22 protein-coding genes are annotated in these 21954 nt (G+C 71.9%); 11 read left to right on the top strand and 11 right to left on the bottom strand.

Translation table 11 applies throughout. The annotated features are described in order from the left end of the window. The first annotated feature begins 57 nt into the window (after nucleotides 1-57). Complete coding sequence (locus ACPEEZ_RS02725; RefSeq protein ID WP_423922430.1) at nucleotides 58-1236, top strand: GDSL-type esterase/lipase family protein; 1179 nt, start codon at nucleotides 58-60, stop codon at nucleotides 1234-1236. A gap of 28 nt (nucleotides 1237-1264) precedes the next feature. Here ACPEEZ_RS02725 and ACPEEZ_RS02720 read toward each other — a convergent pair whose 3' ends face one another. Beyond that, nucleotides 1265-2554, bottom strand: coding sequence for an MFS transporter (locus ACPEEZ_RS02720; RefSeq protein ID WP_423922427.1), 1290 nt, complete (start codon nucleotides 2552-2554; stop codon nucleotides 1265-1267). A 270-nt stretch (nucleotides 2555-2824) separates the two neighbouring features. On the opposite strand from ACPEEZ_RS02720, the gene ACPEEZ_RS02715 reads away from it, so the two are divergent. Continuing rightward, nucleotides 2825-3370, top strand: a complete 546-nt coding sequence (locus ACPEEZ_RS02715; RefSeq protein ID WP_423922424.1) for a MarR family winged helix-turn-helix transcriptional regulator — start codon at nucleotides 2825-2827, stop codon at nucleotides 3368-3370. 61 nt (nucleotides 3371-3431) lie between these two features. Next, complete coding sequence (locus tag ACPEEZ_RS02710; RefSeq protein ID WP_423922421.1) at nucleotides 3432-4832, top strand: MFS transporter; 1401 nt, start codon at nucleotides 3432-3434, stop codon at nucleotides 4830-4832. 191 nt (nucleotides 4833-5023) lie between these two features. Here ACPEEZ_RS02710 and ACPEEZ_RS02705 read toward each other — a convergent pair whose 3' ends face one another. From ACPEEZ_RS02705 to ACPEEZ_RS02695, 3 genes are all read right to left on the bottom strand, one after another. Continuing rightward, nucleotides 5024-5152 (bottom strand): hypothetical protein, encoded by a 129-nt coding sequence (locus ACPEEZ_RS02705; RefSeq protein WP_423922418.1) that lies wholly within the window; start codon nucleotides 5150-5152, stop codon nucleotides 5024-5026. Then, nucleotides 5149-5379, bottom strand: coding sequence for a hypothetical protein (locus ACPEEZ_RS02700; RefSeq protein WP_423922416.1), 231 nt, complete (start codon nucleotides 5377-5379; stop codon nucleotides 5149-5151). Before ACPEEZ_RS02700 ends, ACPEEZ_RS02705 begins: the two co-directional genes overlap by 4 nt. Before the next feature lie 745 nt (nucleotides 5380-6124). Then, nucleotides 6125-6616, bottom strand: coding sequence for a CarD family transcriptional regulator (locus ACPEEZ_RS02695; protein WP_423922413.1), 492 nt, complete (start codon nucleotides 6614-6616; stop codon nucleotides 6125-6127). Between the two features lie 271 nt (nucleotides 6617-6887). Here ACPEEZ_RS02695 and purU point away from each other — a divergent pair, with 271 nt between their 5' ends. From purU to nagA, 3 genes are read left to right on the top strand one after another with little or no spacing between them, the layout of a single operon-like run. Continuing rightward, the gene (purU, locus tag ACPEEZ_RS02690) at nucleotides 6888-7742 is read left to right on the top strand and encodes a formyltetrahydrofolate deformylase (RefSeq protein WP_423924334.1); all 855 of its coding nucleotides are present in this window, start codon (nucleotides 6888-6890) and stop codon (nucleotides 7740-7742) included. A gap of 4 nt (nucleotides 7743-7746) precedes the next feature. Beyond that, complete coding sequence (locus ACPEEZ_RS02685; RefSeq protein WP_423922410.1) at nucleotides 7747-8148, top strand: YrdB family protein; 402 nt, start codon at nucleotides 7747-7749, stop codon at nucleotides 8146-8148. Continuing rightward, complete coding sequence (gene nagA, locus ACPEEZ_RS02680) at nucleotides 8145-9326, top strand: N-acetylglucosamine-6-phosphate deacetylase (RefSeq protein ID WP_423922407.1); 1182 nt, start codon at nucleotides 8145-8147, stop codon at nucleotides 9324-9326. The genes ACPEEZ_RS02685 and nagA overlap by 4 nt, the downstream gene beginning before the upstream one ends. 101 nt (nucleotides 9327-9427) lie before the next feature. Here the strand turns inward: nagA and ACPEEZ_RS02675 are convergent, their stop codons facing one another. Continuing rightward, nucleotides 9428-11239: an AMP-binding protein gene (locus tag ACPEEZ_RS02675; protein ID WP_423922404.1), complete on the bottom strand. Its 1812-nt coding sequence runs from the start codon at nucleotides 11237-11239 to the stop codon at nucleotides 9428-9430. Between the two features lie 218 nt (nucleotides 11240-11457). Between ACPEEZ_RS02675 and ACPEEZ_RS02670 the strand changes: the two genes are divergently transcribed. Continuing rightward, nucleotides 11458-12441, top strand: coding sequence for an NAD-dependent epimerase/dehydratase family protein (locus tag ACPEEZ_RS02670; protein WP_423922402.1), 984 nt, complete (start codon nucleotides 11458-11460; stop codon nucleotides 12439-12441). 118 nt (nucleotides 12442-12559) lie between these two features. Here ACPEEZ_RS02670 and ACPEEZ_RS02665 read toward each other — a convergent pair whose 3' ends face one another. The 4 genes from ACPEEZ_RS02665 to ACPEEZ_RS02650 all read right to left on the bottom strand — a co-directional run bounded on the left by ACPEEZ_RS02665 (nucleotide 12560) and on the right by ACPEEZ_RS02650 (nucleotide 16205). Continuing rightward, nucleotides 12560-14245, bottom strand: coding sequence for a HAMP domain-containing sensor histidine kinase (locus ACPEEZ_RS02665; protein ID WP_423922399.1), 1686 nt, complete (start codon nucleotides 14243-14245; stop codon nucleotides 12560-12562). Then, nucleotides 14242-14910 carry a response regulator transcription factor gene (locus ACPEEZ_RS02660; protein WP_423922397.1) on the bottom strand — a complete coding sequence of 223 codons (669 nt, stop codon included), beginning with the start codon at nucleotides 14908-14910 and terminating at the stop codon, nucleotides 14242-14244. Before ACPEEZ_RS02660 ends, ACPEEZ_RS02665 begins: the two co-directional genes overlap by 4 nt. 307 nt (nucleotides 14911-15217) lie before the next feature. After that, nucleotides 15218-15682, bottom strand: a complete 465-nt coding sequence (locus ACPEEZ_RS02655; RefSeq protein WP_423922394.1) for a DIP1984 family protein — start codon at nucleotides 15680-15682, stop codon at nucleotides 15218-15220. Nucleotides 15683-15737: 55 nt separating this feature from the next. Beyond that, complete coding sequence (locus ACPEEZ_RS02650) at nucleotides 15738-16205, bottom strand: bleomycin resistance protein (RefSeq protein ID WP_423922391.1); 468 nt, start codon at nucleotides 16203-16205, stop codon at nucleotides 15738-15740. Between the two features lie 133 nt (nucleotides 16206-16338). Between ACPEEZ_RS02650 and ACPEEZ_RS02645 the strand changes: the two genes are divergently transcribed. Both ACPEEZ_RS02645 and ACPEEZ_RS02640 read left to right on the top strand, forming a co-directional pair. Next, nucleotides 16339-17175, top strand: a complete 837-nt coding sequence (locus tag ACPEEZ_RS02645; RefSeq protein ID WP_423922388.1) for an alpha/beta fold hydrolase — start codon at nucleotides 16339-16341, stop codon at nucleotides 17173-17175. Between the two features lie 114 nt (nucleotides 17176-17289). Beyond that, the gene (locus ACPEEZ_RS02640) at nucleotides 17290-17868 is read left to right on the top strand and encodes an LppP/LprE family lipoprotein (RefSeq protein ID WP_423922385.1); all 579 of its coding nucleotides are present in this window, start codon (nucleotides 17290-17292) and stop codon (nucleotides 17866-17868) included. Nucleotides 17869-17905: 37 nt separating this feature from the next. On the opposite strand, the gene ACPEEZ_RS02635 is transcribed toward ACPEEZ_RS02640, so the two are convergent. Next, nucleotides 17906-18742, bottom strand: a complete 837-nt coding sequence (locus ACPEEZ_RS02635; RefSeq protein ID WP_423922383.1) for an alpha/beta fold hydrolase — start codon at nucleotides 18740-18742, stop codon at nucleotides 17906-17908. Nucleotides 18743-19090: 348 nt separating this feature from the next. On the opposite strand from ACPEEZ_RS02635, the gene ACPEEZ_RS02630 reads away from it, so the two are divergent. Next, a complete protein-coding gene (locus tag ACPEEZ_RS02630) occupies nucleotides 19091-19633 on the top strand; it encodes a MarR family winged helix-turn-helix transcriptional regulator (RefSeq protein ID WP_423922380.1) in 543 nt (180 codons plus the stop codon). Nucleotides 19634-19702: 69 nt separating this feature from the next. After that, nucleotides 19703-20446, top strand: coding sequence for a hypothetical protein (locus tag ACPEEZ_RS02625; RefSeq protein ID WP_423922377.1), 744 nt, complete (start codon nucleotides 19703-19705; stop codon nucleotides 20444-20446). 60 nt (nucleotides 20447-20506) lie between these two features. Here ACPEEZ_RS02625 and ACPEEZ_RS02620 read toward each other — a convergent pair whose 3' ends face one another. Further along, entirely contained in the window at nucleotides 20507-21874 is a 1368-nt protein-coding gene (locus tag ACPEEZ_RS02620) for an alanine racemase (RefSeq protein WP_423922374.1), read from the bottom strand. Between the last annotated feature and the right edge of the window lie 80 nt (nucleotides 21875-21954).

Here is a 21954-nt window from a genome sequence, read left to right as displayed (position 1 = left end):
CCCCAGGCGCCCGGCGGTCACCCGTCCGGGCGGTCGGGCAGCCCGTAGCATCGGGGCATGACGAGCAGACGCCCCCGCCGACTCCGCGCCACGATGGCCGCCGCGGCGGCGGTGGCTGCCCTCGTGCTGCTCGGTGCGTGCACGGCCGCGACGCCCACCCCCGCGGCCGATCCGCTCGCGACCTGGACGACGGCCCTCGCCCAGCGCGACACGAAGCCGGCGAACTGGCTCGCCATCGGCGACTCGATCAGCGAGGGCCAGGGCGCGTCGTCGCTGGCCGACCGCTGGATCGACATGACCCGCGAGAACCTCCGCGAGGCCTACCCCGTCGAGGGGGTCGCCGGCGGGCTCGGCTACCGACCCGCCGCCTACGCCGTGTACGCGCCCGACTCGACGTGGGGCCGCTGGGCGGCCGAGAGCGAGGGCTCCGTCGAGCCGACACTGAACGCCCCCGATCTCGGGTACCGCGCCGTGCAGCTCGGGGCGGGTGCGACGACCACCTACGTCTTCACGGGCACCGACCTCGACATCTGGTGGTCGGGTGGCGGCGGCACGTTCCGCTACGCGATCGACGGCGGTTCGGCGGTCGACGTCGACACGGCCTCGGGCGGCGACGTCACGAGCGCGGGCAACATCACCCGTGTCTCCGGGCTCGACCGCTTCGAGCATGACGTCACGATCTCGGCGGTCGACGACGTCACACTCGAGGGGTTCACGGTCTTCGACGGCGACCGCGACAAGGGCATCGTCAGCTACGACTCGACGCACTCGGGCGCCACGGTCGACACCTTCCTGGCCGATCTGCCCGCCTACCTCGACGCCGTGAAGGCCACCCACCCCGACGTGATCACGATCTCGCTCGGGGGCAACGACGCCAGCACCGAGAAGCCGGCGGCCCTGCAGAAGAAGTACGACGAGCTCGTCTCGGCCCTGACGAAGCTCGACAGCAAGCCGTCGATCGTGCTGATCGGCGAGTTCGTGCCGGGCACATCGATCGCGGACGGGTTCCAGGCACCGTTCTCGGAGTACCTCGCCGCGATCAAGAAGGTCGCCAGCGACAACGGCGCCCTCTACGTCGGGCTCGACGAGGTGCTGCCCAGCGAGGGCCTCGCGACGAGTGGGCTCTTGTCGACCACGGATGGCATCCACCCCAACGACGCCGGGCAGAAGCTCATCGCCGGGCTCATGACGCGGACGCTCTCGCCCGGCACCGAGTCGGCGACGCCCACTCCGTAGCCGCGCGCGAGCGCCCGGGAGGCGCGGCTCAGCCGCGAGCGGACCGGCGCGCGAGCAGACGGTCGGTCGCGACCACGCCGACCAGCACCACGACGGCCGTGCCGACGTACAGCACGGGCAGGGCGTCGAGTCCGGGGCCGTCGAGGACGAGGGCGCCGATGAGCGCGCCTCCTCCGATCCCGGCGTTGAACCCGGTGGTGTAGAACGCGCTGGCGATGTCACGCAGACGCGACGGGGCGACCTGGAGCATGCGGGTCTGGAGCAGCGGCGGCAGCGCCCCGAACATGACGCCCCAGACGACGAACGCCACGAGCGACGGGGTCGGCCTGCCCTCGAAGAACACCATCGCCGCGACGGCCGCCGCGACGACACCCATGCCGATCGGCACGCTGACGCGCGGACGACGCCCGAGGAAGAGCCCGACCATGAGCAGGCCGACGGCTCCTGCGATGCCGAATGCGAAGAGCGCGCCGCTGAGCGCCGACTCGGGCAGCCCCGACGAGCGGGTCAGGTACGGCGCGATGTACGTGAAGAACGAATAGTGCCCGACCATGAACACCATCGTGACGAGGCAGCTCAGCACGATCCCGAGCACGGACGGGGCCGGACGGTGCGCCGTCCCGATCGACGCGGTCTCGGGCCGGGGCTCCGACGACTCGACCCGCGCGGCACCGGCATCGGCCTCGCCGCCGGCACCTGCCTGCACGCGGCGCGGTGCACCCGCGACGGGCGGCAGCAGCCTCCAGACGAGCAGGGCGCCGAGCGCCATCGCGGCGGCGAGCACGGCGAACGCCGCGCGCCAGCCGAGGGCCTGGCCGAGCGCCGTGCCGAGCGGCACCCCCAGCACGAACGCGAGGGTGCCACCGCTGAGGGCGACGGCGAGCGCGCGTCCGACCTGCTCGCGCGGTACGAGGTGGCCGGCGTACGCGCCGCCGACGGCCCAGAAGACACCGTGCGCCAGGCCACCCAGCACACGGGAGGCGACCACGAGCTCGTACGTCGGCGCGATGGCGGTCAGAGCCGCACTGATCGCGAGCACGACGATCAGGCCGACGACGAGGCGGTGCCGGGCGAGCCGCCGGGTGAGGTGCGTGAGCCCGGTGCTCGTCAGCACGACGGTGAACGCGAAGACGCTGACGAGCAGGCCGACTTCGGACTCGCTGACGCCGAGGTCGGCGCTCATCTCGGGCAGGAGGCCGGTCGGCAGCACCTCGCCCGAGATGGACAGGAACGTGGCGACGGCCAGGGCGACGAGGCCGGCCCACGGGAAGGCGGGGGACGCGGTGCGCGCCTCGGGGCGCAGCGGTGCGATGGTCATGACGGTGGAACTCTCCGACGGCAGGAGCCGTGTCGGCGGGCGCCGTTCCTGCATCCCGGGGGCGCTGTCTGCGCGCCGCTCCGAGGAGGGTGGTGATCCCGACTGCGCGCCTACGTGCACGCCCGGGGCCGCGCGTGCCGCACGACCAGGGTCGATGATACCCGCGGAGGCGCGATCCGGCTAGAGAGCGACGTCGTTCAGACCCCGTGGGCGTCGGAACGATTGACAGGCAACCTTGCAAGTTCACCTGGCGAGTTATAGAGTCGGGGCGTGCCCACCCCCTCGACCCGCGCCTCCTCGTCCACCGATCCGGTCGACCTCGCCGAGCACCTCATCTCGGTCACGGGCCGCGTACGGCGCACGCTGCGCGACCGCAGCGGACAGGGCGGCGACGCGTCACTCAATCTGTCGATGTCTCAGGAGGCGGTGGTCGGCCACCTGCACCGGGGCGGGCCCCGATCGACGGCCGATCTCGCCCGGCTCGAGGGTGTCCGCCCCCAGTCGATGGGTCTCACCATCGCCGCCCTCGACGAGCTCGGTCTCGTCACGAAGACGCCCGACCCGGCTGATGCGCGCCGCAGCCTCGTCGACGTGACGGAGGCCGGTCGGGCGATGCGCGCCTCCACCCGGTCGCACCGTGTCGACGTGCTCGCGCGCCGCCTGGCCGACCTGCTCGAGCCCGCCGACCTCGCCACCGTCGAGCGGGCGCTGGGCCTGCTCGACCGAGCCATCCCCGGGGTCGTCGACGGCGACGACGCGCCGGGCAGCACCACGACCACGACCGGCGCCGTCAGCGGCACCCCCGAATCGAAGTAGGCGAATCACCACGGACACCGCCAACACGCCCCCCGCCACCAGCGACGCGACCACGGCCCCCATGCGCGCCGATCGCCGCCTCGCCCGCACGTCTCACGATGCCCGACCGTTCGGGCCGAAGTTCGTCGTCCCGCTGCTGTTCGGGCCGCTGCTCAATCCGATCAACACCACGATGATCGCGGTGGCCCTGGCGCCCATCTCGCATGATCTCGGCATCGGCGCGGCGCAGGCGATCTGGCTCGTCGCCGCCCTCTACCTCGCGAGCGCGATCGGGCAGCCGACGATGGGCAAGCTCGCCGACCGCTTCGGCCCGAAGAAGATCTTCGTGTCGGGCATGGTGCTCGTGATCGTCGCCGGCATCCTGCCCGAGGTCGCGACGTCGTTCGGCGGGGCCATCGCGGCGCGCGTGCTGATCGGCATCGGCACGTCCGCCGCGTATCCGGCGGCGATGACCGCGATCCGCAACCAGTCCGACCGGCTGAACGTGCCCACGCCGCCGCTCGTGCTGGGTGGGTTGTCGATCTCGTCCCTCGCCTCGGCCGCCGCGGGGCCCGCCCTGGCCGGCGCGTTGATCGGGCTGTTCGGCTGGCACTCCATCTTCCTCGTCAACGTGCCGCTCGCCGGTGCCGGCCTCGTGCTCGCGGCCGTGTGGATGCCGTCGGACCAGCTCCGCCCCCGCCGGGGCACGGCCACGCCGCTGCCCCTCGCCAAGGCGATCGACCTGCCCGGGCTCGCGCTGTTCGCGGTGACCGTGTCGGCGCTGCTCGTCTTCCTGCTCGACCTCGGCGAGGGCTGGTGGTGGCTGCTCGGGGTGGCCGTCGCCGCGCTGGCCGCGCTCATCGCGTGGGAGCTCCGGGCCACGGCGCCGTTCATCGACGTGCGCGTGCTCGCCTCGAACGGAGCCCTGACCCGCACGTACCTGCGCCTCTTCGTCGTCTACGGCATCACCTACACGATGACGTACGGATTCTCACAGTGGGTCCAGGACGTCGGTGGGCTGCCGAGCTCGCAGGCAGGCCTCGTGCAGCTGCCCGGCGCCGTGGTCGCGGGAGTCGTGTCGTTCGTGTTCGCCCGCCGCGCGGGCATCCGCGGCCCGCTGATCGTCGCCGCGACGGTGCCTCTGATCGGCGGGGTGCTGCTGCTCGCACTCGACGGCGGCTCCCCCGTCTGGATGTTCGTACTGGTCGCCGCCGTGTTCGGACTGCCGCAGGGGCTCGCATCGGTGTCGAACCAGGCCGCCATGTACCGGCAGGTGCCGTCGAGCATGATCGGGACGGCCGCCGGGCTGTCGCGCACCTCGATCTACATCGGGGCGATCGCCTCCTCCAGCCTGATCGGCGGGGTCTATGGCGCGGCCCCGTCCACGAGCGGGTTGCACGTGCTCGCGCTCGTCATCCTGGGGCTCGCCGTCGTGCTCGTCGCACTGACGGTGCTCGACCGGCGGTTGCGCGCGAACGTATAGCGGGCGCACGCGTGGACGGCGCCGCGCCCGATAAACGCCGAACGCCCCGCGCGAGCAGGGCGTCAGGCGAGGGCCGACAGAACCGGCCGGTGTCTAGTCGAGGTCGTCGACCGAATCGACGGACTCGACGTAGTAGGAGGCATGAGCCTCGACGTCTTCGTGCTGGAGCGCGCGGGCCGCGAAGGAACCCGTCACGCGGCCACCTCCGAGCCATCGACGGCAGCCATGTCGTCGCGGAGACCGAACAACTCGCTCAGATCGAGCGGCTGGGTCGGCGCGAGCTCGAGGTGCCGCAGCTCGCGACCGGCGTCGGCGCTCACTGGATGGCCCCGACGGCGACGAGGATGGCGGCGACGAGCGTCACGCACATGCCGACCGTGGCACTGGCGGCCACGGCCAAGGTGCGCTGACGAGCGGTGTCGCGTACTTCGGTGAAGAGGGAGCCGCTTTCGAAAGCAGCGACGTCGTGACGCCGTGCAGCGTCATCAAGGGTGGCGTGGTTGGCGTGAGCGTGTGCTCGCGTCGGGCCCGCGTACAGCGTGGTCATGTTCATCTCATTCCTGATCACCCTGCGTGATCTGAGGGGAACTATCGAATTGTTCTGCGCCGCCGTGAACCGGCACGAGACAATTTTGCCACGCCATCGCTAGACCGTCTAACTAAATGCGTTAAGTGGATCAAGGCGCGATTCCGGCTAGTTCGGCTAACTAGGTAAAAGCCGGGTTGATCAGCAATTATAGATCAACCGAGAGATTTTGCCGCATCGGCCGGTTGGGCTTGACGAGCACCACTTTGGTGAGTGTTATTGGACTCAGCCCACCCGCAGAGGGTTGGCGTTCGGCGGCCCACGGCGCCGGTCCCGAGCTCACGGCAGGGAGGTCCGACTCGTGGGTCGCTGCAAGCTCGCAGCGACCGCCTCGAACGCGGCCGTCGACGACGACGGGCGCAGCAGCGGACGCGGTGACGGGCGGCGTAGCAGACGCCTGCCAGACGCTGCGGCGGACACCCGCCAGGAGCTCGAGCCCTCGAGAGGGGGCCGCACCCTCCCGAGGGAGGATGCGACCCGGTGGCGCCTGCCCCGCGTGAGCTTCACGGGCAGGGAACGCGAAGACAGACACCGCCTGGTGGAGCGCCGAACGCGTCCATCACGCCCGACCTTACGCGGTTCGAGTGTCCGTCACATCCAGGCTCGGCTGTCGTCAGTGTCCCCCGACGCGTGCGATCGCGCGGAGACGCAGAAGCGCCCCGGCCGAACGAGTCGGACGGGGCGCTTGCTGACGCAGGGGCAGGGCTCAGGCGGGAACGGTCGCCAGGACCTCGTCGAGCTGCTCCGAGGCCTTCTCGTCGTCGACGCCGAGCGCGAGGGCGAGCTCGGACACGAGGATCTGCCGCGCCTTCTGCAGCAGACGCTTCTCGCCGGCCGAGACACCGCTCTGCACCTCACGGCGCCACAGGTCGCGCACGACCTCGCTCACGCGGTAGACCGAGCCGGTCGCCATCTTCTCCTGGTTGGCCTTGTAACGGCGCGACCAGTTGCCGGGCTCCTCGACCATGTCGGCGCGCAGCACGTCGTAGACGGCCTGGACGCCGGCGTCGTCGATGACCTCGCGGACGCCGACCAGCTCGAGGTTGTCGACGGGCAGCTGGATCTCGAGCTCGCTCGTGTGCACCTTCATGGTGAGGTAGGTCTTCTTCTCGCCCTTGACGACGCGGTCGGTCGAGGCGGTGATCGTGACGGCTCCGTGGTGCGGGTAGACCAGGGTTTCTCCGACAGCGGTGTTCATGGGGTTTCTCCTCGAGATCCGGTGGGGCGGGTGTCGTCTGGACGACGGGTCAAGTCGAGGAGCGGCGCGAACGCCGAGCGGCCGCCGACACGAGGGTCGGTGCGAGTGAAAGCCGAGACCTCGGGGGCCCGGAAGGAGCCGCTCACTGAAGTCATCCCACATAGTCTACCAGGCTTCCGCCCGCCACTCGACACGCCGGTGAGGCGCGGTCCGTGAGCGCACCGCCTCCCACCGCCCGCACCGCTACCCTGATCGGGTGCCCGATGCCGACATCTCGACCACGACCCACTGGACCCTGACACTCGTCTGCCGCGACCAGCCGGGAATCGTCCACGCCATCAGCGGGGCGGTCGTCGAGGCCGGAGGCAACATCACCGAGTCGGCCCAGTTCTCGAGCGACGACACCGGCATGTTCTTCATGCGACTGCAGGTCGAGGCTCCAGGGTCGCGCGACGCGTTCGAGGCGGCGCTCGCGCCCGTCATCGACCGCTACGACATGCAGGCCAAGCTCGACGTGGTCGGCCGCCCGACCCGCACACTCGTGCTCGCGAGCACGGCGGCGCACTGCCTGAACGACCTGCTGTTCCGTCAGCGGGCCGGGCAACTGCCGATCGAGATCCCGCTCGTGCTCGCGAACCACCCCGACCTCGGCGGCCTGGCCGAGTTCTACGGCGTCCCGTTCGAGCAGCACGCCGTCACCGGCCCCGACGACAAGGCCGCGTTCGAGGCCCGCGTGCTGCAGGCCGTCGACCGCTACGACATCGAGCTCGTCGTGCTGGCGCGCTACATGCAGATCCTCAGCCCCGAGCTGTGCGCGGCCCTCGAGGGGCGCGCCATCAACATCCACCACTCCTTCCTGCCCGGCTTCAAGGGCGCGAACCCGTATCGCCAGGCCCACGCCCGAGGGGTGAAGCTGATCGGCGCCACGGCGCACTTCGTCACGAGCGACCTCGACGAGGGCCCGATCATCGAGCAGAACGTCGTCCGGGTCGACCACACCCGCAGCGCCCCCGAACTCATGGCGATCGGTCAGGACGAGGAGAGCCGCACCCTGACCCAGGCCGTGCGCTGGTTCGCCGAGGACCGCGTGCTGCTCGACGGTGCCCGCACGATCGTCTTCCGGTGAGATCGTGACGCACGACGTGCCTCCCTCGTCGCCGGCCGACGGGCGCGGTCCCGGCGGCCTCGGCGGGCGGCGGATCACCGCCCTCGACGTCGTCCGCTTCGCCTCCGAGGTGTTCGCGTTCGTCAGCCTGGGCGTCTGGGGCTACTACGCGTGGCCGTTCCCGTGGCCGGGCGTCCTGTTCATGATCGGCGCTCCCCTGTTCGCCGTCGTCGTCTGGGGGCTGTTCCGGTCGCCGCGAGCGCCGATCGCGACGGACTCCGTCGGCAAGGCCCTCGTCGAGATCGCCGTCATGGGCGCCGTCGTCGTGGCCTGGTTCATGCTCGGCCACCCCGTCGTCGGCGGTGTCTTCGCCGTGGTCGCGCTCGTCACGGGCGTGCTGGTCTCCCGACGGGAGGCGCGCGCATGACGATCCTGTTCACGAACGCCCGCAAGATCGACGTCGACGGCGAGGCGACCGGGTTCTGGATGCTCGTCGACGGTGACACGATCACCGCGACCGGCGTCGTCGACCCGGCCCGCGCCTCCGGCGATCCGGCCGGAGGCACGACCCACCCGCCCGCCGACGTCACCATCGACCTCGGCGGAGCGACCCTCACGCCCGGCCTGATCGACCTGCACACGCATGGCGGCGGTGGGCACGCGTTCGACGACGGAGCCGACGACCTGACCGCGGCCCTCGCCCTGCACCGGCGGCACGGCACCACCCGGTCGCTCGTGAGCCTGGTCGCGAACCCCGTCCCGACGCTGTCGCGGTCGCTCGGGCTGATCCGCGAGTTGATGCGCGACGACCCGCTCGTGCTCGGAGCGCATCTCGAGGGGCCGTTCCTCGCGCCCGACCGGCGGGGAGCCCACGCGCCGCACTTCCTGCTCGCGCCCGAGTCCGACACCGTCGACGCCCTGCTCGCGGCGGGCGAGGGCATCGTGCGGCAGGTCACGATCGCGCCCGAGTTGCCCGGCGGCCTCGACGCCGTCGAGCGACTCGTCTCGGCCGGGGCGATCGCGGCCGTCGGTCACACCGAGGCGGACTACGACCTCACCCGGGCGGCGTTCGACCGCGGAGCCACGATGGTGACGCACGCCTTCAACGCGATGAACGGCATCCACCACCGCGACCCGGGGCCGCTCGCCGCGGCGGTCGCCGACGATCGCGTGACGATCGAGCTGATCCTGGACGGTGTGCACGTGCACCCGGCCGTGGCCGCACTGCTGATGCGGGCGGCTCCGGGGCGCGTCGCGCTGATCACGGACGCGATGGCCGCCGCCGGAGCGACCGACGGCGACTACCGCATCGGCGAACTGGCCGTCACGGTCGACGCCGGGGTCGCGATGCTGACCGGGACGACGACCATCGCCGGGTCGACTCTCACCCAGGACCGCGCTCTCCGCGTCGCCGTCGAGCAGGCCGGTGTCCCGATCGTCGATGCCGTCGCGGCGCTCACCGTCGTCCCGGCCCGCGCGCTCGGGCTCGGCGACCGCTTGGGGCGGCTCGCTCCCGGCTCCGCGGCGGACGCCGTCGCGTGGACGGACGACTGGGCCGTCGACCGCGTCTGGGCCGCCGGCGCGGAGCTGCCGCGCGGCGCCTGACGCCTACCCCTTCCCAACGATGTGTCGCGTCGGGTCGATGTTTCCCCGCAACACCGACCGAACGGGTCACTTCGTTCGGAAGACCACGCGGACTCGGGCAGCTACGGCGTCTTGAGCTCCGGGAACTGCTCGTCGCGCCACTCGCCCGACAGGGCCTGCCCGCCCGGGGCGACCGCCGCCTCCTCGCGTTCGCGCAGCTCGACACGGCGGATCTTGCCCGAGATCGTCTTCGGCAACTCCATGAACTCGACGCGGCGCACGCGCTCGTAGGCGGGTAGCGCCGTCCGCGCGTGGGCGAGCACGGCCTTGGCCGTCTCGGCGTCCGGCGCCCAGCCCTCGGCGAGCGTCACGTACGCCTTGACGACGTTGAGTCGCGTCTCGTCCGGGGCGGGCACGACAGCCGACTCCGCCACGGCCGGGTGCTCGATCAGGACGCTCTCGACCTCGAAGGGCGAGATCTTGTAGTCGGACGACTTGAAGATGTCGTCGGTCCGGCCGATGAACGTGATCATGCCGTCGCGATCGCGCGAGGCGACGTCGCCGGTGTGGAACAGTCCGTCGCGCATCGCGGACTCCGTGCGCGCGGCATCGCCGAGATACCCCGACATCAGGTTGACGGGTCGGGTGGTCAGATCGAGGCAGACCTCCCCCTCGTCACCGATCGCCCCCGTCACCGGGTCGACGAGCACCACGTCGACGCCGGGCAGGGCGCGACCCATCGAGCCGGCCTTGATCGTGCCTCCGGGCGCGTTCGCGATGATCGCGGTCGTCTCGGTCTGCCCGTAGCCGTCGCGGATGTCGAGACCCCACCCCTGCCGCACGCGTCCGATGACCTCGGGGTTGAGCGGCTCCCCGGCCGACAGCGCCTCGCGCAGAGCGCGGGGGCGCTCGCCCAGCGACGACTGGATCAGCATGCGCCACACGGTCGGAGGCGCACAGAACGACGTCACGGAGGCGCGCTCGAGCTGGTCGCGCAGCTCCGCCGCCCGGAACCGTCCGTAGTTGTAGACGAAGACGGTGGCCTCGGCGGTCCACGGGGCGAAGAAGCAGCTCCACGCGTGCTTGCCCCAGCCCGGCGACGAGATCGTCATGTGCACGTCGCCGGGTCGCACCCCGAGCCAGTACGTCGTGCTGAGGTGACCGACCGGGTACGACGCGTGGGAGTGCACGACCATCTTCGGCTTGCTCGTCGTGCCCGACGTGAAGTAGACGAGGCAGGGGTCGTCGGTCGCCGTGACGACGGCGGGGCGCTCCGAGGAGGCACGGTGCGAGTCCGCGTACGAGACCCAGCCGTCGGGTGCGGAGCCGGCCTCGCCTGCCGGCACCGCGCCTCCTTCGGGTCCGTCGCCGGTACCGGCGCCCGCGCCACCTCCCGGGCCCACCGCGATGCGCGTGATCGCGTCGATCCCGGGGATGCCGTCGAAGGCGGCCGCGTCGGACGCGTTCGCGATGACGTGGCGGACGAGACCGCGGTCGATCCGGTCGGCGAGATCGGCCGAGCCGAGCACCGTCGACGTCGGCAGGATCACGGCGCCGACCTTCATCACGGCGAGCATCGACTCCCACAGCTCGACCTGGTTGCCGAGCATGAGCATGACGTGGTCGCCGTGCGCGACGCCGAGCCCGTGCAGCCAGGCGGCGACCTGGTCGCTGCGGCGCGACATCGCCTCGAACGAGACGCGCTGCTCGGAACCGTCCTCCTCGACGATCCAGAGGGCGGTGCGCTCGTTGCCGCGGGAGACGACGTCGAACCAGTCGGTCGCCCAGTTGAAGTGCTCGCCGACGTCGGGCCAGGAGAAGACGTCGCTGGCACGGTCGAGGTCGTCGGCCAGGCCGATGAGGGTGTCGCGGGCCGCTCGGAAGGCGGCCGTGCCGGCTTGCTCGGGAGGCGCGGCGACGGTGTCGGGATGCATCCCGCCATCATCCTCCTGCGGTCATGCCGTCGGCGGCATGCGCCTGCTGCCCCCTCCCCCAACGAAGTGTCACTAACGGTCGATGTTCGGAGGGAACATCAGCCCGACGCGACACATCGTTCGGTGGCCCTGCAACGAAGTGTCACTAACGGTCGATGTTCGCGGGGAACATCAGCCCGACGCGACACATCGTTCGCCGAGGAGAGGAGAGTGGACCGATGACGCAGACGTCCCTCCTCGTGATCGGTGGCACCGGGCAGATCAGTGCGGCGGTGGTCCGCGAGGCGCATGCCCGGGGCTCGGCCGTGACGGTGCTGAACCGGGGCAGCACGTCGAGCCGCCCCCTCCCGGACGGGGTCGAGCAGATCGTCGCCGACGTCCGCGACGAGGCGGCGACCGCAGCTGCAGTGGACGGTCGACACTTCGACTCCGTCGCCGACTACCTGACCTACACCCCCGATCAGCTCGCCCAGTCGCTCCGGATCTTCGCCGACCGCACCGATCAGTACGTGTTCATCAGCTCCGCCTCGGCGTATCAGAAGCCGCCGTCGCGGCTGCCGATCGACGAGGCGACCCCACTGCACAACCCGTGGTCGGCCTACGCGCGCGACAAGATCGCGTGCGAGGCGCTGCTGCGGACGGAGCACACGGCGGGTCGGGTCCCCGTCACGGTCGTCCGCCCGTCGCACACCTACGACGAGACGCACGTGCCCCTGCTGGGCGGCTGGACGACCATCGACCGCCTCCGTCGCGGAGCCCCCGTCGCCCTGCACGGTGACGGCACGTCCCTCTGGGCGCTGACGCACTCGAGCGACTTCGCCCGGGCGTTCGTGGAGCTGCTCGGGCACCCCGGCGCGATCGGCGAGGCGTTCAACATCACGTCGCCCGAGCTGCTGACGTGGAACATGATCGCCCGCACCCTCGCCGACGCGGCCGGAGTCACGACGCCGACGCTGATCCATCGCACGACGCACGACCTCGTCGAGCTCGAGCCGTCGTGGGACGCGTCGCTCCGCGGCGACCGCAGCCACCCCGGCGTCTTCGACACGAGCAAGCTGCGGGCGCTCGCCCCGGACTGGGAGGCACGGGTCGCCTTCGCCGACGGAGCCCGCGAGATCGTCGCCTGGCACGACGCGGATGCCTCCCGACGCGTCGTCGACCCCGAGGTCGACGCGAGCTACGACCGCTTCGCGGGCGCGTAGTCCCTCCCCTTTTCCCCCCCTCCCCCCTCTCAAACGAAGTGTCGCTGACGGTGGGTGTCGGCGCGAAACATCGACCTGACGCGACACTTCGTTGCGGGGGCAGAGGCAGAGGAGGGGCTTAGGGACGCGCCGCGGGCGCGACGTCGCGGACGGCGACGGGAGCCCCGGCAGGCCGCCCGGCGGCGACGGGCAGCGTCAACCGGAAGACGGCACCCCCGGTACCCTCCGCACCCCCGAGCGCACACGCCGGGCCCTCGCAGGCGAGGTCGCCGCCGTGCGCCCGCGCGAGACCGCGGGCGATCGGGAGTCCGAGACCCGCGCCTCCGTCGCTCGACCGACGTGCCGCGTCGAGTCGCACGAGGCGATCGAAGACGCGCTCGCGATCGGCCTCGGAAACCCCGGGGCCGTCATCGGCGACCACGATGCCGACCTCCTCCGGGCCGGTTTCGAGCGAGATCGTGACCCGGCCCGCGCCTCCGGTCGCTCGGGCGGCGTTGTCGATCAGGTTGCCGACGATCTGCGAGACACGCTCGGCGTCGGCATCGACGACCACCGGTCCGTCGGGCGCCTCGACGCGCAGGTCGAGGGACGGACGGCGCAGCCGCTGTCGCTCGACGTCGGCGAGCAGGGCGGCTCCGAGATCGACCGGTCGCAGGTCGAGCGAGATCCCCTCGTCGACCCGAGCCATGAGCAGCATGTCGTCGATGAGGCGCGAGGCCCGCTGCGCCTCGCGGACGACGTGTGTCGCGAGACGCTCGCGGTCGGCGGCGTCCACCGGGGCGCGCACGAGGGTGTCGGCGGCGGCACGCATGCCCGCGACCGGGGTGCGCAGCTCATGGGCGGCATCCGACACGAACGCCCGTACCCGGGTCTCGGCGTCGAGGGCCGCTCGCTCGGCTCCCTCGACGCCGTCGAGCATCTCGTCGAAGGCGACGGCGACGCGTCCGATCTCGGTGTCTCGGCGGGCCGGTCGCAGCCGTCGACCGCGATCACCCGACGCGATCGATCGCGCGACGGTCGTCATCCGGTCGAGCGGCCGCAGCGTCGCCCGGACGACCAGCACGAGCCCCAGCGCCGCGATCAGCAAGAACGCCGCCGAGGCCCCGATCATGACCCAGCGCAACTGCACGAGCGTCTCGCCGACCGAGCGCGAGTCGGTCGTCAGCGTGATCGTCGAGCCGTCGCTGAGGCGCGAGACCAGGGTGGTCACCTCGTCGTCCGAGCTGACGCTGGACGACGTGATCGTGACGGACGAGGAGGCGCGGGTCGGGTCGACCGCGCCGGACGTCGTCCCCGAGCCGGTCCCGTCGCTCGCGCTGCCGCTGCCGCTGCTCGAGTCGCCGCTGTCGCCGCTCGCGCCACCGCCCGCGCGTCCCGGGCCGACCCCGCGCGGCCCCGCGCTGCCGAGCGCCGGGGGTCCGGCGCGCAGCTGGTCCGGGCTGGGTCCGGCGACGATCGCCTCGCCGTCGGCGTCGCGGATCACGACCGACAAGCCCTGCGCCGACAAACGCGACGCCAGTTCGTCGCCGTCGACGGTGCCGACCAGGGCGGCCGCGGCCGCGGCCCGGTCGCTCAGCCGCTCGACGACCTGGGCGCGCAGCCGCTGGCCGAGTGTCAGCTCCACCGTGACGGCGAGCGCCCCGAGCAGCACGGCGAGCAGCACCAGCACGGCGACGACCGTGCGGGCACGCAGCGAGCCCGTGCGGAGGGCCGGGGCCGACGGACGAGGCGGGCCGGTCTCGGGGACCGGCACCGTGCCTCCTCGGGTCGTCGCTCCTTGCGAAGCGATGTCGGGGCGCGTCATGCGCTCATCCGGTAGCCGAGCCCGCGGACGGTGTGGATGAGGCGCGGCCCGCGGCTCTCCATCTTGCGGCGCAGCGCGCTGAGGTGCACCTCGACGAGGTTCGGGTCGTAGTCGTCGTAGCCCCAGACCTGCGTGAGGATCTGCGTCTTCGACACGGTCCGCCCGCGGCTCTCGGCGAGGAACCCGAGCAGACGGAACTCGGTCGCGGTGAGGTCGAGGGGCACGCCGCCGCGGGTGATGCGCGCCGCCTCGGGGTCGACGACGAGGTCGCCGATCTGGATCACCGACGGGATGCGGCCACGACGCCGCAGCACGGCCGTGACCCGGGCGACGAGCTCGGCGACGGCGAACGGCTTCACGACGTAGTCGTCGATGCCCTCGGCGAAGCCGCGCAGGCGGTCGTCGACCTCGTCGCGCGCGGTGAGCATGACGACGCCGGCGTCGGACGACGTACGGATCGTGGTGGCCAGCCGGATGCCGCTCGCCCCGGGGAGCATCCAGTCGAGCACCACGAGGTCGGGGACGAACGACTTCAGCGTGTCGGCGAGGCCCGCTCCATCGGGCAGGCCGTGCACGGCGAAACCCTCGGCGCCGAGCGCGGTGACGACGGCGGTACGGATGGCGTCGTCGTCGTCGATCACGAGCACGCGGGCAGGACTCAGCATGCGCCGAACCGTAGGAGGCGCGGGTGGGCGGAACCTATGGCCCGCCTGGGCAACAGGTGTGGGCCGCCCTTGGCGCGCCGGACGCCGCCGCACGGGTGAGGTCCCCGATCCCGCCCTCGACGGACCCGGCCAGCACGCGGTAGTGAGACGTCCTCGGTGAGTCGTCACCTGTGACAGTGCGGGGCTGCATCGTGATGGGGATGAGCGCTGCCCTCGCGCCTACAGTGAGCCGGATTGACCGCCGACTCGCGGTGTGTGCTCGCTCCGGATGCGTCTACCGACTCACCGTGCGTGAGGTGTCGCCGTGTCAGCCCTGCAGATCGGCCTCCCAGTTGGTGCGCTGGATCTCGATGTCGAGCCGGCGCAGCTCGCGTGCCACGTCGTCGGCCTGCTGCCGGAGCTCGGTGACCGGCAGCGCGGCGATCTGTCGCAATTCGCTCCGCATCTGCCGGTAGCCGCCGCTCGTGCCCTGGGCGGAGTCCGCCGAGCGGCTGAGCAGCGAGAACCGGGCCCGCAGCGTCTCCCGCCGCGCCAGCGCCGCCGTCATGGTGCGGCCGTCGGCGAGGCGGGTGGAGGCGTTGGTCAGGTTGATCGCGACGACGATCGTCTCGAGGCGGTCGAGCGCCTCGGAGGCCTCGGTGACCAGGGCCAGCGCGTCTTCGTGGGGCTCCTCGCCCTCCTGGTAGCGCGCGTTGGCCGAGATGCGGGTCTGGACCTGCTCGATGCGGCGCTTCAGGTCGGCCCGGGTGATGAGTGCTTCGGCGAGCTTCATCGTTCGATCGTGCCAGAGGCGGGGCGTCCGCGGCTACCTGGGCGTGCGCCGCGCGTCAGCGGGCTTCGGCGCCCACGGCGCGACGCCCGAGGGAGGACTGGAAGCGCACCAGGTACCCGTCGGGATCGGTGACGAGCACCTGCCGGACCCCCGCCTCCTCGTCTCCGATGCGGTACCACGTCGTCTCGAGCGGCTGGAAGGGCTCGAGCCCGGCCGCCGCGAGCGACTCGGCCACGACGGCGGCATCGCGCACGCCGATCTGGAAGTTGATGCCGCGGCCGAGCGGTCTCGCGAGCGGCCCGGTGAGCCAGTTCCGACCGAGGCCGGTCTGCTCCAGCATGAGGTGCGCGGGGCCGAGGGCGATGTACGCGAAGCGCTCCTCGGGCCGGGCGTAGCGCACCTCGAAGCCGCAGACACCGCACCAGAACTCGAGGCTGCGGTCGAGGTCCTCGACGAGCAGCTCGGGAACGAGCGTCGGCTCGCCGGTGACGTCGGGCGGCTGGACACGATGGAGGCGCGACATGGCACCCAGCCTCGCAGACGGCCCGCGATCATCCCGAAAACGAACGGAGGGGGACACGCTCTGGGGAGACGTCCACCGGAGCCGGGTAGGAGGGACGGGACAGGTCGCAGCGTCGACCGGAAAGGCAGATGTCATGACTGAGATCACTGCCCACCACGGGCTCTTCCGCAACACCAACCTGCACGTGGACGACACCGGCGGCTCGGGCCGCCCGCTCGTGCTGATCCACGGCTGGCCGCTCTCGGGAGAGTCGTGGAGCAAGCAGGTCCCGGCGTTCGTCGAGGCCGGCTATCGGGTGATCACGTACGACCGCCGCGGCTTCGGTCGCAGCGACAAGCCGAAGACGGGCTACGACTACGACACCCTGACCGAGGACCTGCACACCCTCCTGACCGAGCTCGACCTGCAGGACGTCTCGCTCGTCGGCTTCTCGATGGGTGGCGGCGAGGTCGCGCGGTACTTCTCGAAGTACGGCACCGAGCGTCTGCACAGCGTCGTGTTCGCGTCCGCCGTGCCGCCGTACTTGCTGCAGACCTCCGACAACCCCGATGGCCCGCTGCCGAAGTCGCAGGCCGAGGAGATGACCGCCGGTCTCACGAAGGACGCCGACGCGTTCTACGACGATTTCACCACGAGCTTCTTCTCCGTCGACGGCGAGCTCAAGGTCACCGAGGCCGAACGCCAGGAGGCGCTGGCCCTCGCCAAGCAGGCCAGCAAGACCGCCGCGCTCGAGGCCATGGCGTCGTTCGCGAACACCGACTTCCGCGAGGACCTGCCCAAGGTCACCGTGCCGGCGCTCGTCATCCACGGTGACAGCGACGGCACCGTGCCGTTCGAGGGATCTGGGGCGCGCACGCACGCCGCCATCCCCGGCTCCGAGCTGTACGTCGTGAAGGGCGCCCCGCACGGCGTCACCGTGAGCGACACCGACGAGTGGAACCGTGCGGTGCTGGAGTTCCTCGCGAAGTAGGCGGCCCTCTCGGCGCCACCCGCGCCTCCTCGTCGAGCCCGTGTCCTGCCCTGGACACGGGCTCGACGTGTGACCGGGCGCGACAAACGACACGTGTCGGAGCAGGGTGGAGTCATGACCTTCAGAACGAGAGCGACCATCGTCGTGCTCGGGGCGGCCCTCCTGGCGTCCGTCTCCGGGTGCACCAGCGCCACCTCGAACGGCGCGTCGCCGACCGCGTCGGAGGCGCCCCCGGCATCGTCGTCGGGCTCGTCGTCGTCCGCTCCGAGCTCGTCGCCGACCTGCGGACCGAACGACGGCACGGAGGCGGCCGCCGACGGTATCGCCGCACTGGCCGTCCCATCCGGACTCGAGGGCCATCGCTGGGACGCCGCGAACGCGGACTACAGCGGCTACGACGCGTGCGCGCCCCTGTCGTGGTCGGTCGTGACGCTGGACGGCTCGACGCCGAGCTCGCCGTACGCCGTCCTGCTTTTCCACGACGGGACGTACCTCGGCACCGCGACGAAGCAGCAGTACGCGTTCTCCCCCGTCGTCACGCGCGCGAGCGACACCCAGCTCGACGTGTCGTACCGGTACCCGCAGGGCTCCGACTCGAACGCCGACCCCACCGGGCGGGCCGAGGCGACCTACACCTGGAACACGCAGACGCAGCGGGTCGACATGACCGGGCAGACGCCGCCGGCGAGCTGATCGAGGCCGCGGCCACGGGTCGGCGCAGGTCGGCGCGTCAGCGTCCGGCGATCTCGCGGACGAGATCGGCGATCGTGTCGGGCCTCTCCAGGCCGGGAAGATGCGCGACCCCGTCGACGACCCGGCCTGGGCCCTGACCGAGACGGCGAGCCGTCTCGACGTAGAACGGCAGGTCGGCGGGGATGTCGAGCTCGCCCCAGGCCGTCACCACCGGGACCGCGATCTCACCGAGACGAGTCCAGGCGTCGACCCCGGCGTCGCCCGCCGAATCGGCTGCCGCGACGTCGAGGATGACCCGGTTCATCTCCGCGAAGAGCGCCCGGGCGGGATCGCCGACGCGGCCAGCGGCAGCCGTCGGCCCGTCGAGCCAGAGGTGCGCCAGGGCATCGATTCTCGCCTCGCGCGGCGTCGCGTCGGCCTCGATCGACTCGAGGAGCGGCGCCGACGCCGGGTCGAGTACCCAGTCGAACGGGGTGTCCTCGTCGGTCATGCCCGAGACGGCAGCCCCGACGAGCACGAGGCCCGAGACACGATCCGGGTGCAGCAGGGCGGTGTCGAGCGCGAGCGCGCCGCCCATCGAGTTGCCGACCAGGACGACATCGTCGAGCCGCAGGGCGTCGAGCACGGCGAGCAGATCGCCGACGTGGGTGAAGGCCGTCGGGTCGGACGCGGCGGGTGTCTCGCCGAACCCGCGTCGGTCGTAGGCGACGACCGAGAAGCCCTCGTCGGAGAGCAGATCTCCGACGGCGTCCCACGCCCGGCGATCGGTCACTCCGGCGTGCAGCAGCACGACGGACCGTCCCGTCGAGGCCCAGTGCGTCACCGCGATCGGGCATCCGTCGTCGGTGTGGACCGTCGTGCGTCGTGCATCCATGCCGCGAATCTAGACCGCCGCTCGTGGCCTGCACCAGGGTGCCCGCCCACTCCCCCAACGATGTGACGCGTCGGGTGCATGTTTCGCCGCAACATGCGCCGAACGGGTCACCTCGTTCCGAAGGAGGCGCGGGCCGGCTCGCCCTCCCCAACGAAGTGACGCGTCGGGTGCATGTTGAGCCGCAACATGCGCCGAACGGGTCACCTCGTTCCGAAGGAGGCGCGGGTCGGCTCGCCCTCCCCAACGAAGTGACGCGTCGGGTGCATGTCTCGCCGCACCATGCGCCGAACGAGTCACGTCGTTCGGCACGAACGGGAGCTTCGAAGTCGAAGCACGTAGGATCGGGGGATGAGCGACGACGAAGCCTCCCCGACGCTGGACCCGGCCGAGCTCGAGGCCTACTTCGCGCTGATCGAGGTGAGCAGCCTCGTGAAGCACGGGGTCGAGCAGCAGCTCCGCGATGCGGGCGACCTCAGCTACGTGCAGTTCCAGCTGCTGGCGACCCTCGGCGACGCCCCCGACGACAGCCGCCGCATGACCGAGCTCGCGGACGGCGTCGTCTACAGCCGCAGCGGGCTGACCTACCAGATCGGGCTGCTCGAGAAAGCCGGACTCGTCTCGCGCAGCACGTCGGCGGACGACGAACGCGGCGTCACGGTCACGCTCACCGCGACGGGTCGCGGGGTGCTGGCGCAGGTCTTCCCGGGGCACATCGGCGTGCTGCGCGAGCTCCTGCTCGAACCGCTCGCCCGCGACGACGTCGACGACCTCGCGCGCATCCTCGGTCGGGTGCGCGACCACCTGCGCCGCAATCCGCCCCGGTCGGCGAAGCCGCGCAAGTCCTCCGCGACTTTAGGGCCCGCTTCAGTTTCGGTTCCGAGAGTGGTGTGAGCCGGCGGGAACGACCCGATCGCGAGTCTCGTCCTCGAGACCGCCCGGCATCGGACACCTGGAGACACCATGCCGAAAGACACCACCCCCGGCGACGGCTTCGACGACGAGACGCGTCGCGACGCGGACGCCAACGCCCGCTGGGACGAGAACGCCGCCACGATGCCCATCGAGCCGCCCGACGAGAAGACGGCACGCGAGCAGATGGCCCACGAGCAGGCGACGCGCGAGCTGCCGATCGACCGCGCCACGGGAGGAACACCCCCTCGCCGCACGGGCAAGCGCGTCCTGCTCGGCATCGGCATCGCCGCGGCCAGCCTCGCACTGGTCGGCACCGGCACGGCCGTGGCCGTCGCCAACGCCGGCGGCAGCAGCACGTCCGCCTCGTCGACCGCCACACCCGGTACCGGACCCGGCTCGACTGCCACACCCGGCACCGGCTCGGGCTCCACCGCCGAGCCGACGCCGAACTCGACGGACGGCCCCGACGCGGGCGCCAAGGCCGGCCCCGGCGCACGGTCGGGCACGGACGACCAGGGCTCGGCGGGATGCGCCACCGGCCCCGACGGCGCCGCCCTACCGGGCGGCGGCCCGGCTGCGGGTCCCGGCCCGAAGGGCGGCGACAAGCCCGGAGCACCTGCTCCGGACGCAGCCGGCCCCGCCGCACCCGACGGCCAGAAGAACGACGACAAGAAGGGCGACGCCCCGACGCCTCCGACCGACGCGCCCACTCCCCCGGCGCCGAGCCCCAGCTCGTCCGGCGGCAGCGACTCGGGCAACAGCGATTCCGGAGACTCCGGCTCGCACTCCTGACCCCGTTCCACCCATGCCTCGCCGACTCCCCGAGCCGGCGAGGCACGGGCCTGCGCCGGGTCAGAACCGCGTGACGATGCTCCCCTCGATCACGGGCGGCACGGCACGGCGCGCAGTGCCGCCCCGCACGGTCGCGATCTCGGTCCATTTGTCGATGGTCGTGCACGGGTGCGAGATGCCGAGCCGCACCAGATCGCCGACCTGCAGAGCGGACCCGTCGTCGAGCCGCAGGAAGGCGTGCTGGTCGTTCAGGGCCGACACGTGCGAGCCGTCGAGCACCCCGAGGAGGCGCCGGTCGGCCGCCTGAGGACGCCAGGCATCCAGCGGCACCGGCATGCCCTCGTCGTCGGCGGTGTCGCGACGCCCGACGTTGAGCAGCGCCAGCCCCGGCTCGGGTCGGGACACCACGGACGCCCACAGCTCGAGCGCCGGCTCGAACGACGGCCGATCGGCCGCTGCCCCCGACTGCCCGGCAACCCCCGAAGCACCCGGCACCCCCGAAATACCCGACAGCCCGGCGGCCCCCGACATCCCCGCCGGCATCGTGTCCCGGGCGAACGGTGTCAGCTGCCGATACAACTCGTGGTCGTGTGCCACGTACGACCCCGATCGCAGCACGACGCGCGTGCGCGGCCCCTGCAGACCGGCGGGGTCGTGCCGCGAGGCCAGCACCGCGACGACCCGGTCGAAGTAGACGCTCCCCCCCGCGGTGAGTACGACATCGCGCCCCGAATCGATCCACGGTGCGAACGCCGGCTCGCCGATCCCGTCGAGGAACTCGAGCATCGTCCGCAGGTAGTCGTCGATCAACGCGATGCCCGCCTCGTCGATGTCGTGCGTCAACGCCCCCTCGTACCCGGCGACCCCGGCAAGGACGAGATTTGGCGCCGCCGACACCGCGTCGACGACCCGCAGCGCCTCGGCGACCGTGCGGGCACCCGTCCGTCCGAGCGGCGACCCGATCTCGACCAGGACGGCCAGCGGTCGCGCGGCCTCGCCCCGCGCCAGTGCCGCGTCGACGAGTCGCACCGTCTCGACCGAGTCGACCCACATCAGCACGTCCGTACCCGGTGCGGCGAGCCCGGCCAGCGTGTGCGGGGCGAAAGCGGTGCCGGCCATGATGACGGACGGCACGCCCGCCTCGCGGGCGACCGCCGCCTGGAACGCCGTCGCGATCGTGATGCCCCACGCGCCGGCGTCGAGCTGCTGCTGCCAGATGGCCGGCGCCATCGTGGTCTTGCCGTGCGGAGCGAGGTCGACTCCGGCCGCCCGGCACCACGACGCCATCGTGTCGATGTTGTGCCCCAGCGCGTCCAGATCGATCGTGAGCAGGGGTGTGGCGAGGTCGATCAACGGGACGGGACGCGGCTCGCGACCGAAGCCGATCTTCGTGACGGCACCCGTGCCTCCGGGGTGTGCTGCGGTCATGTCTGCCTCTCGGTAGCCGTGTCTGGAGCTACCGGTAGTTTGGCAGGGGCAACCACGCGCCGATGCGTCATCCCCCCACG

The organism is Frigoribacterium sp. 2-23 (assembly GCF_049601585.1).
Lineage (GTDB): Bacteria > Actinomycetota > Actinomycetes > Actinomycetales > Microbacteriaceae > Frigoribacterium.
The sequence above is the reverse complement of the archived record's forward strand: the minus strand, read 5'-3'. Positions and strand labels throughout refer to the sequence as shown.

Bases quoted from the DNA above. Each gene is read 5' to 3' on its own strand.
- ACPEEZ_RS02725 (WP_423922430.1), top strand. From the start codon at position 58: ATGACGAGCAGACGCCCCCGCCGACTCCGCGCCACGATGGCCGCCGCG.
- ACPEEZ_RS02720 (WP_423922427.1), bottom strand. From the start codon at position 2,554: ATGACCATCGCACCGCTGCGCCCCGAGGCGCGCACCGCGTCCCCCGCC.
- ACPEEZ_RS02710 (WP_423922421.1), top strand. From the start codon at position 3,432: ATGCGCGCCGATCGCCGCCTCGCCCGCACGTCTCACGATGCCCGACCG.
- ACPEEZ_RS02700 (WP_423922416.1), bottom strand. From the start codon at position 5,379: ATGACCACGCTGTACGCGGGCCCGACGCGAGCACACGCTCACGCCAAC.
- ACPEEZ_RS02695 (WP_423922413.1), bottom strand. From the start codon at position 6,616: ATGAACACCGCTGTCGGAGAAACCCTGGTCTACCCGCACCACGGAGCC.
- nagA (WP_423922407.1), top strand. From the start codon at position 8,145: ATGACGATCCTGTTCACGAACGCCCGCAAGATCGACGTCGACGGCGAG.
- ACPEEZ_RS02675 (WP_423922404.1), bottom strand. From the start codon at position 11,239: ATGCATCCCGACACCGTCGCCGCGCCTCCCGAGCAAGCCGGCACGGCC.
- ACPEEZ_RS02670 (WP_423922402.1), top strand. From the start codon at position 11,458: ATGACGCAGACGTCCCTCCTCGTGATCGGTGGCACCGGGCAGATCAGT.
- ACPEEZ_RS02665 (WP_423922399.1), bottom strand. From the start codon at position 14,245: ATGACGCGCCCCGACATCGCTTCGCAAGGAGCGACGACCCGAGGAGGC.
- ACPEEZ_RS02660 (WP_423922397.1), bottom strand. From the start codon at position 14,910: ATGCTGAGTCCTGCCCGCGTGCTCGTGATCGACGACGACGACGCCATC.
- ACPEEZ_RS02655 (WP_423922394.1), bottom strand. From the start codon at position 15,682: ATGAAGCTCGCCGAAGCACTCATCACCCGGGCCGACCTGAAGCGCCGC.
- ACPEEZ_RS02650 (WP_423922391.1), bottom strand. From the start codon at position 16,205: ATGTCGCGCCTCCATCGTGTCCAGCCGCCCGACGTCACCGGCGAGCCG.
- ACPEEZ_RS02645 (WP_423922388.1), top strand. From the start codon at position 16,339: ATGACTGAGATCACTGCCCACCACGGGCTCTTCCGCAACACCAACCTG.
- ACPEEZ_RS02640 (WP_423922385.1), top strand. From the start codon at position 17,290: ATGACCTTCAGAACGAGAGCGACCATCGTCGTGCTCGGGGCGGCCCTC.
- ACPEEZ_RS02635 (WP_423922383.1), bottom strand. From the start codon at position 18,742: ATGGATGCACGACGCACGACGGTCCACACCGACGACGGATGCCCGATC.
- ACPEEZ_RS02630 (WP_423922380.1), top strand. From the start codon at position 19,091: ATGAGCGACGACGAAGCCTCCCCGACGCTGGACCCGGCCGAGCTCGAG.
- ACPEEZ_RS02625 (WP_423922377.1), top strand. From the start codon at position 19,703: ATGCCGAAAGACACCACCCCCGGCGACGGCTTCGACGACGAGACGCGT.
- ACPEEZ_RS02620 (WP_423922374.1), bottom strand. From the start codon at position 21,874: ATGACCGCAGCACACCCCGGAGGCACGGGTGCCGTCACGAAGATCGGC.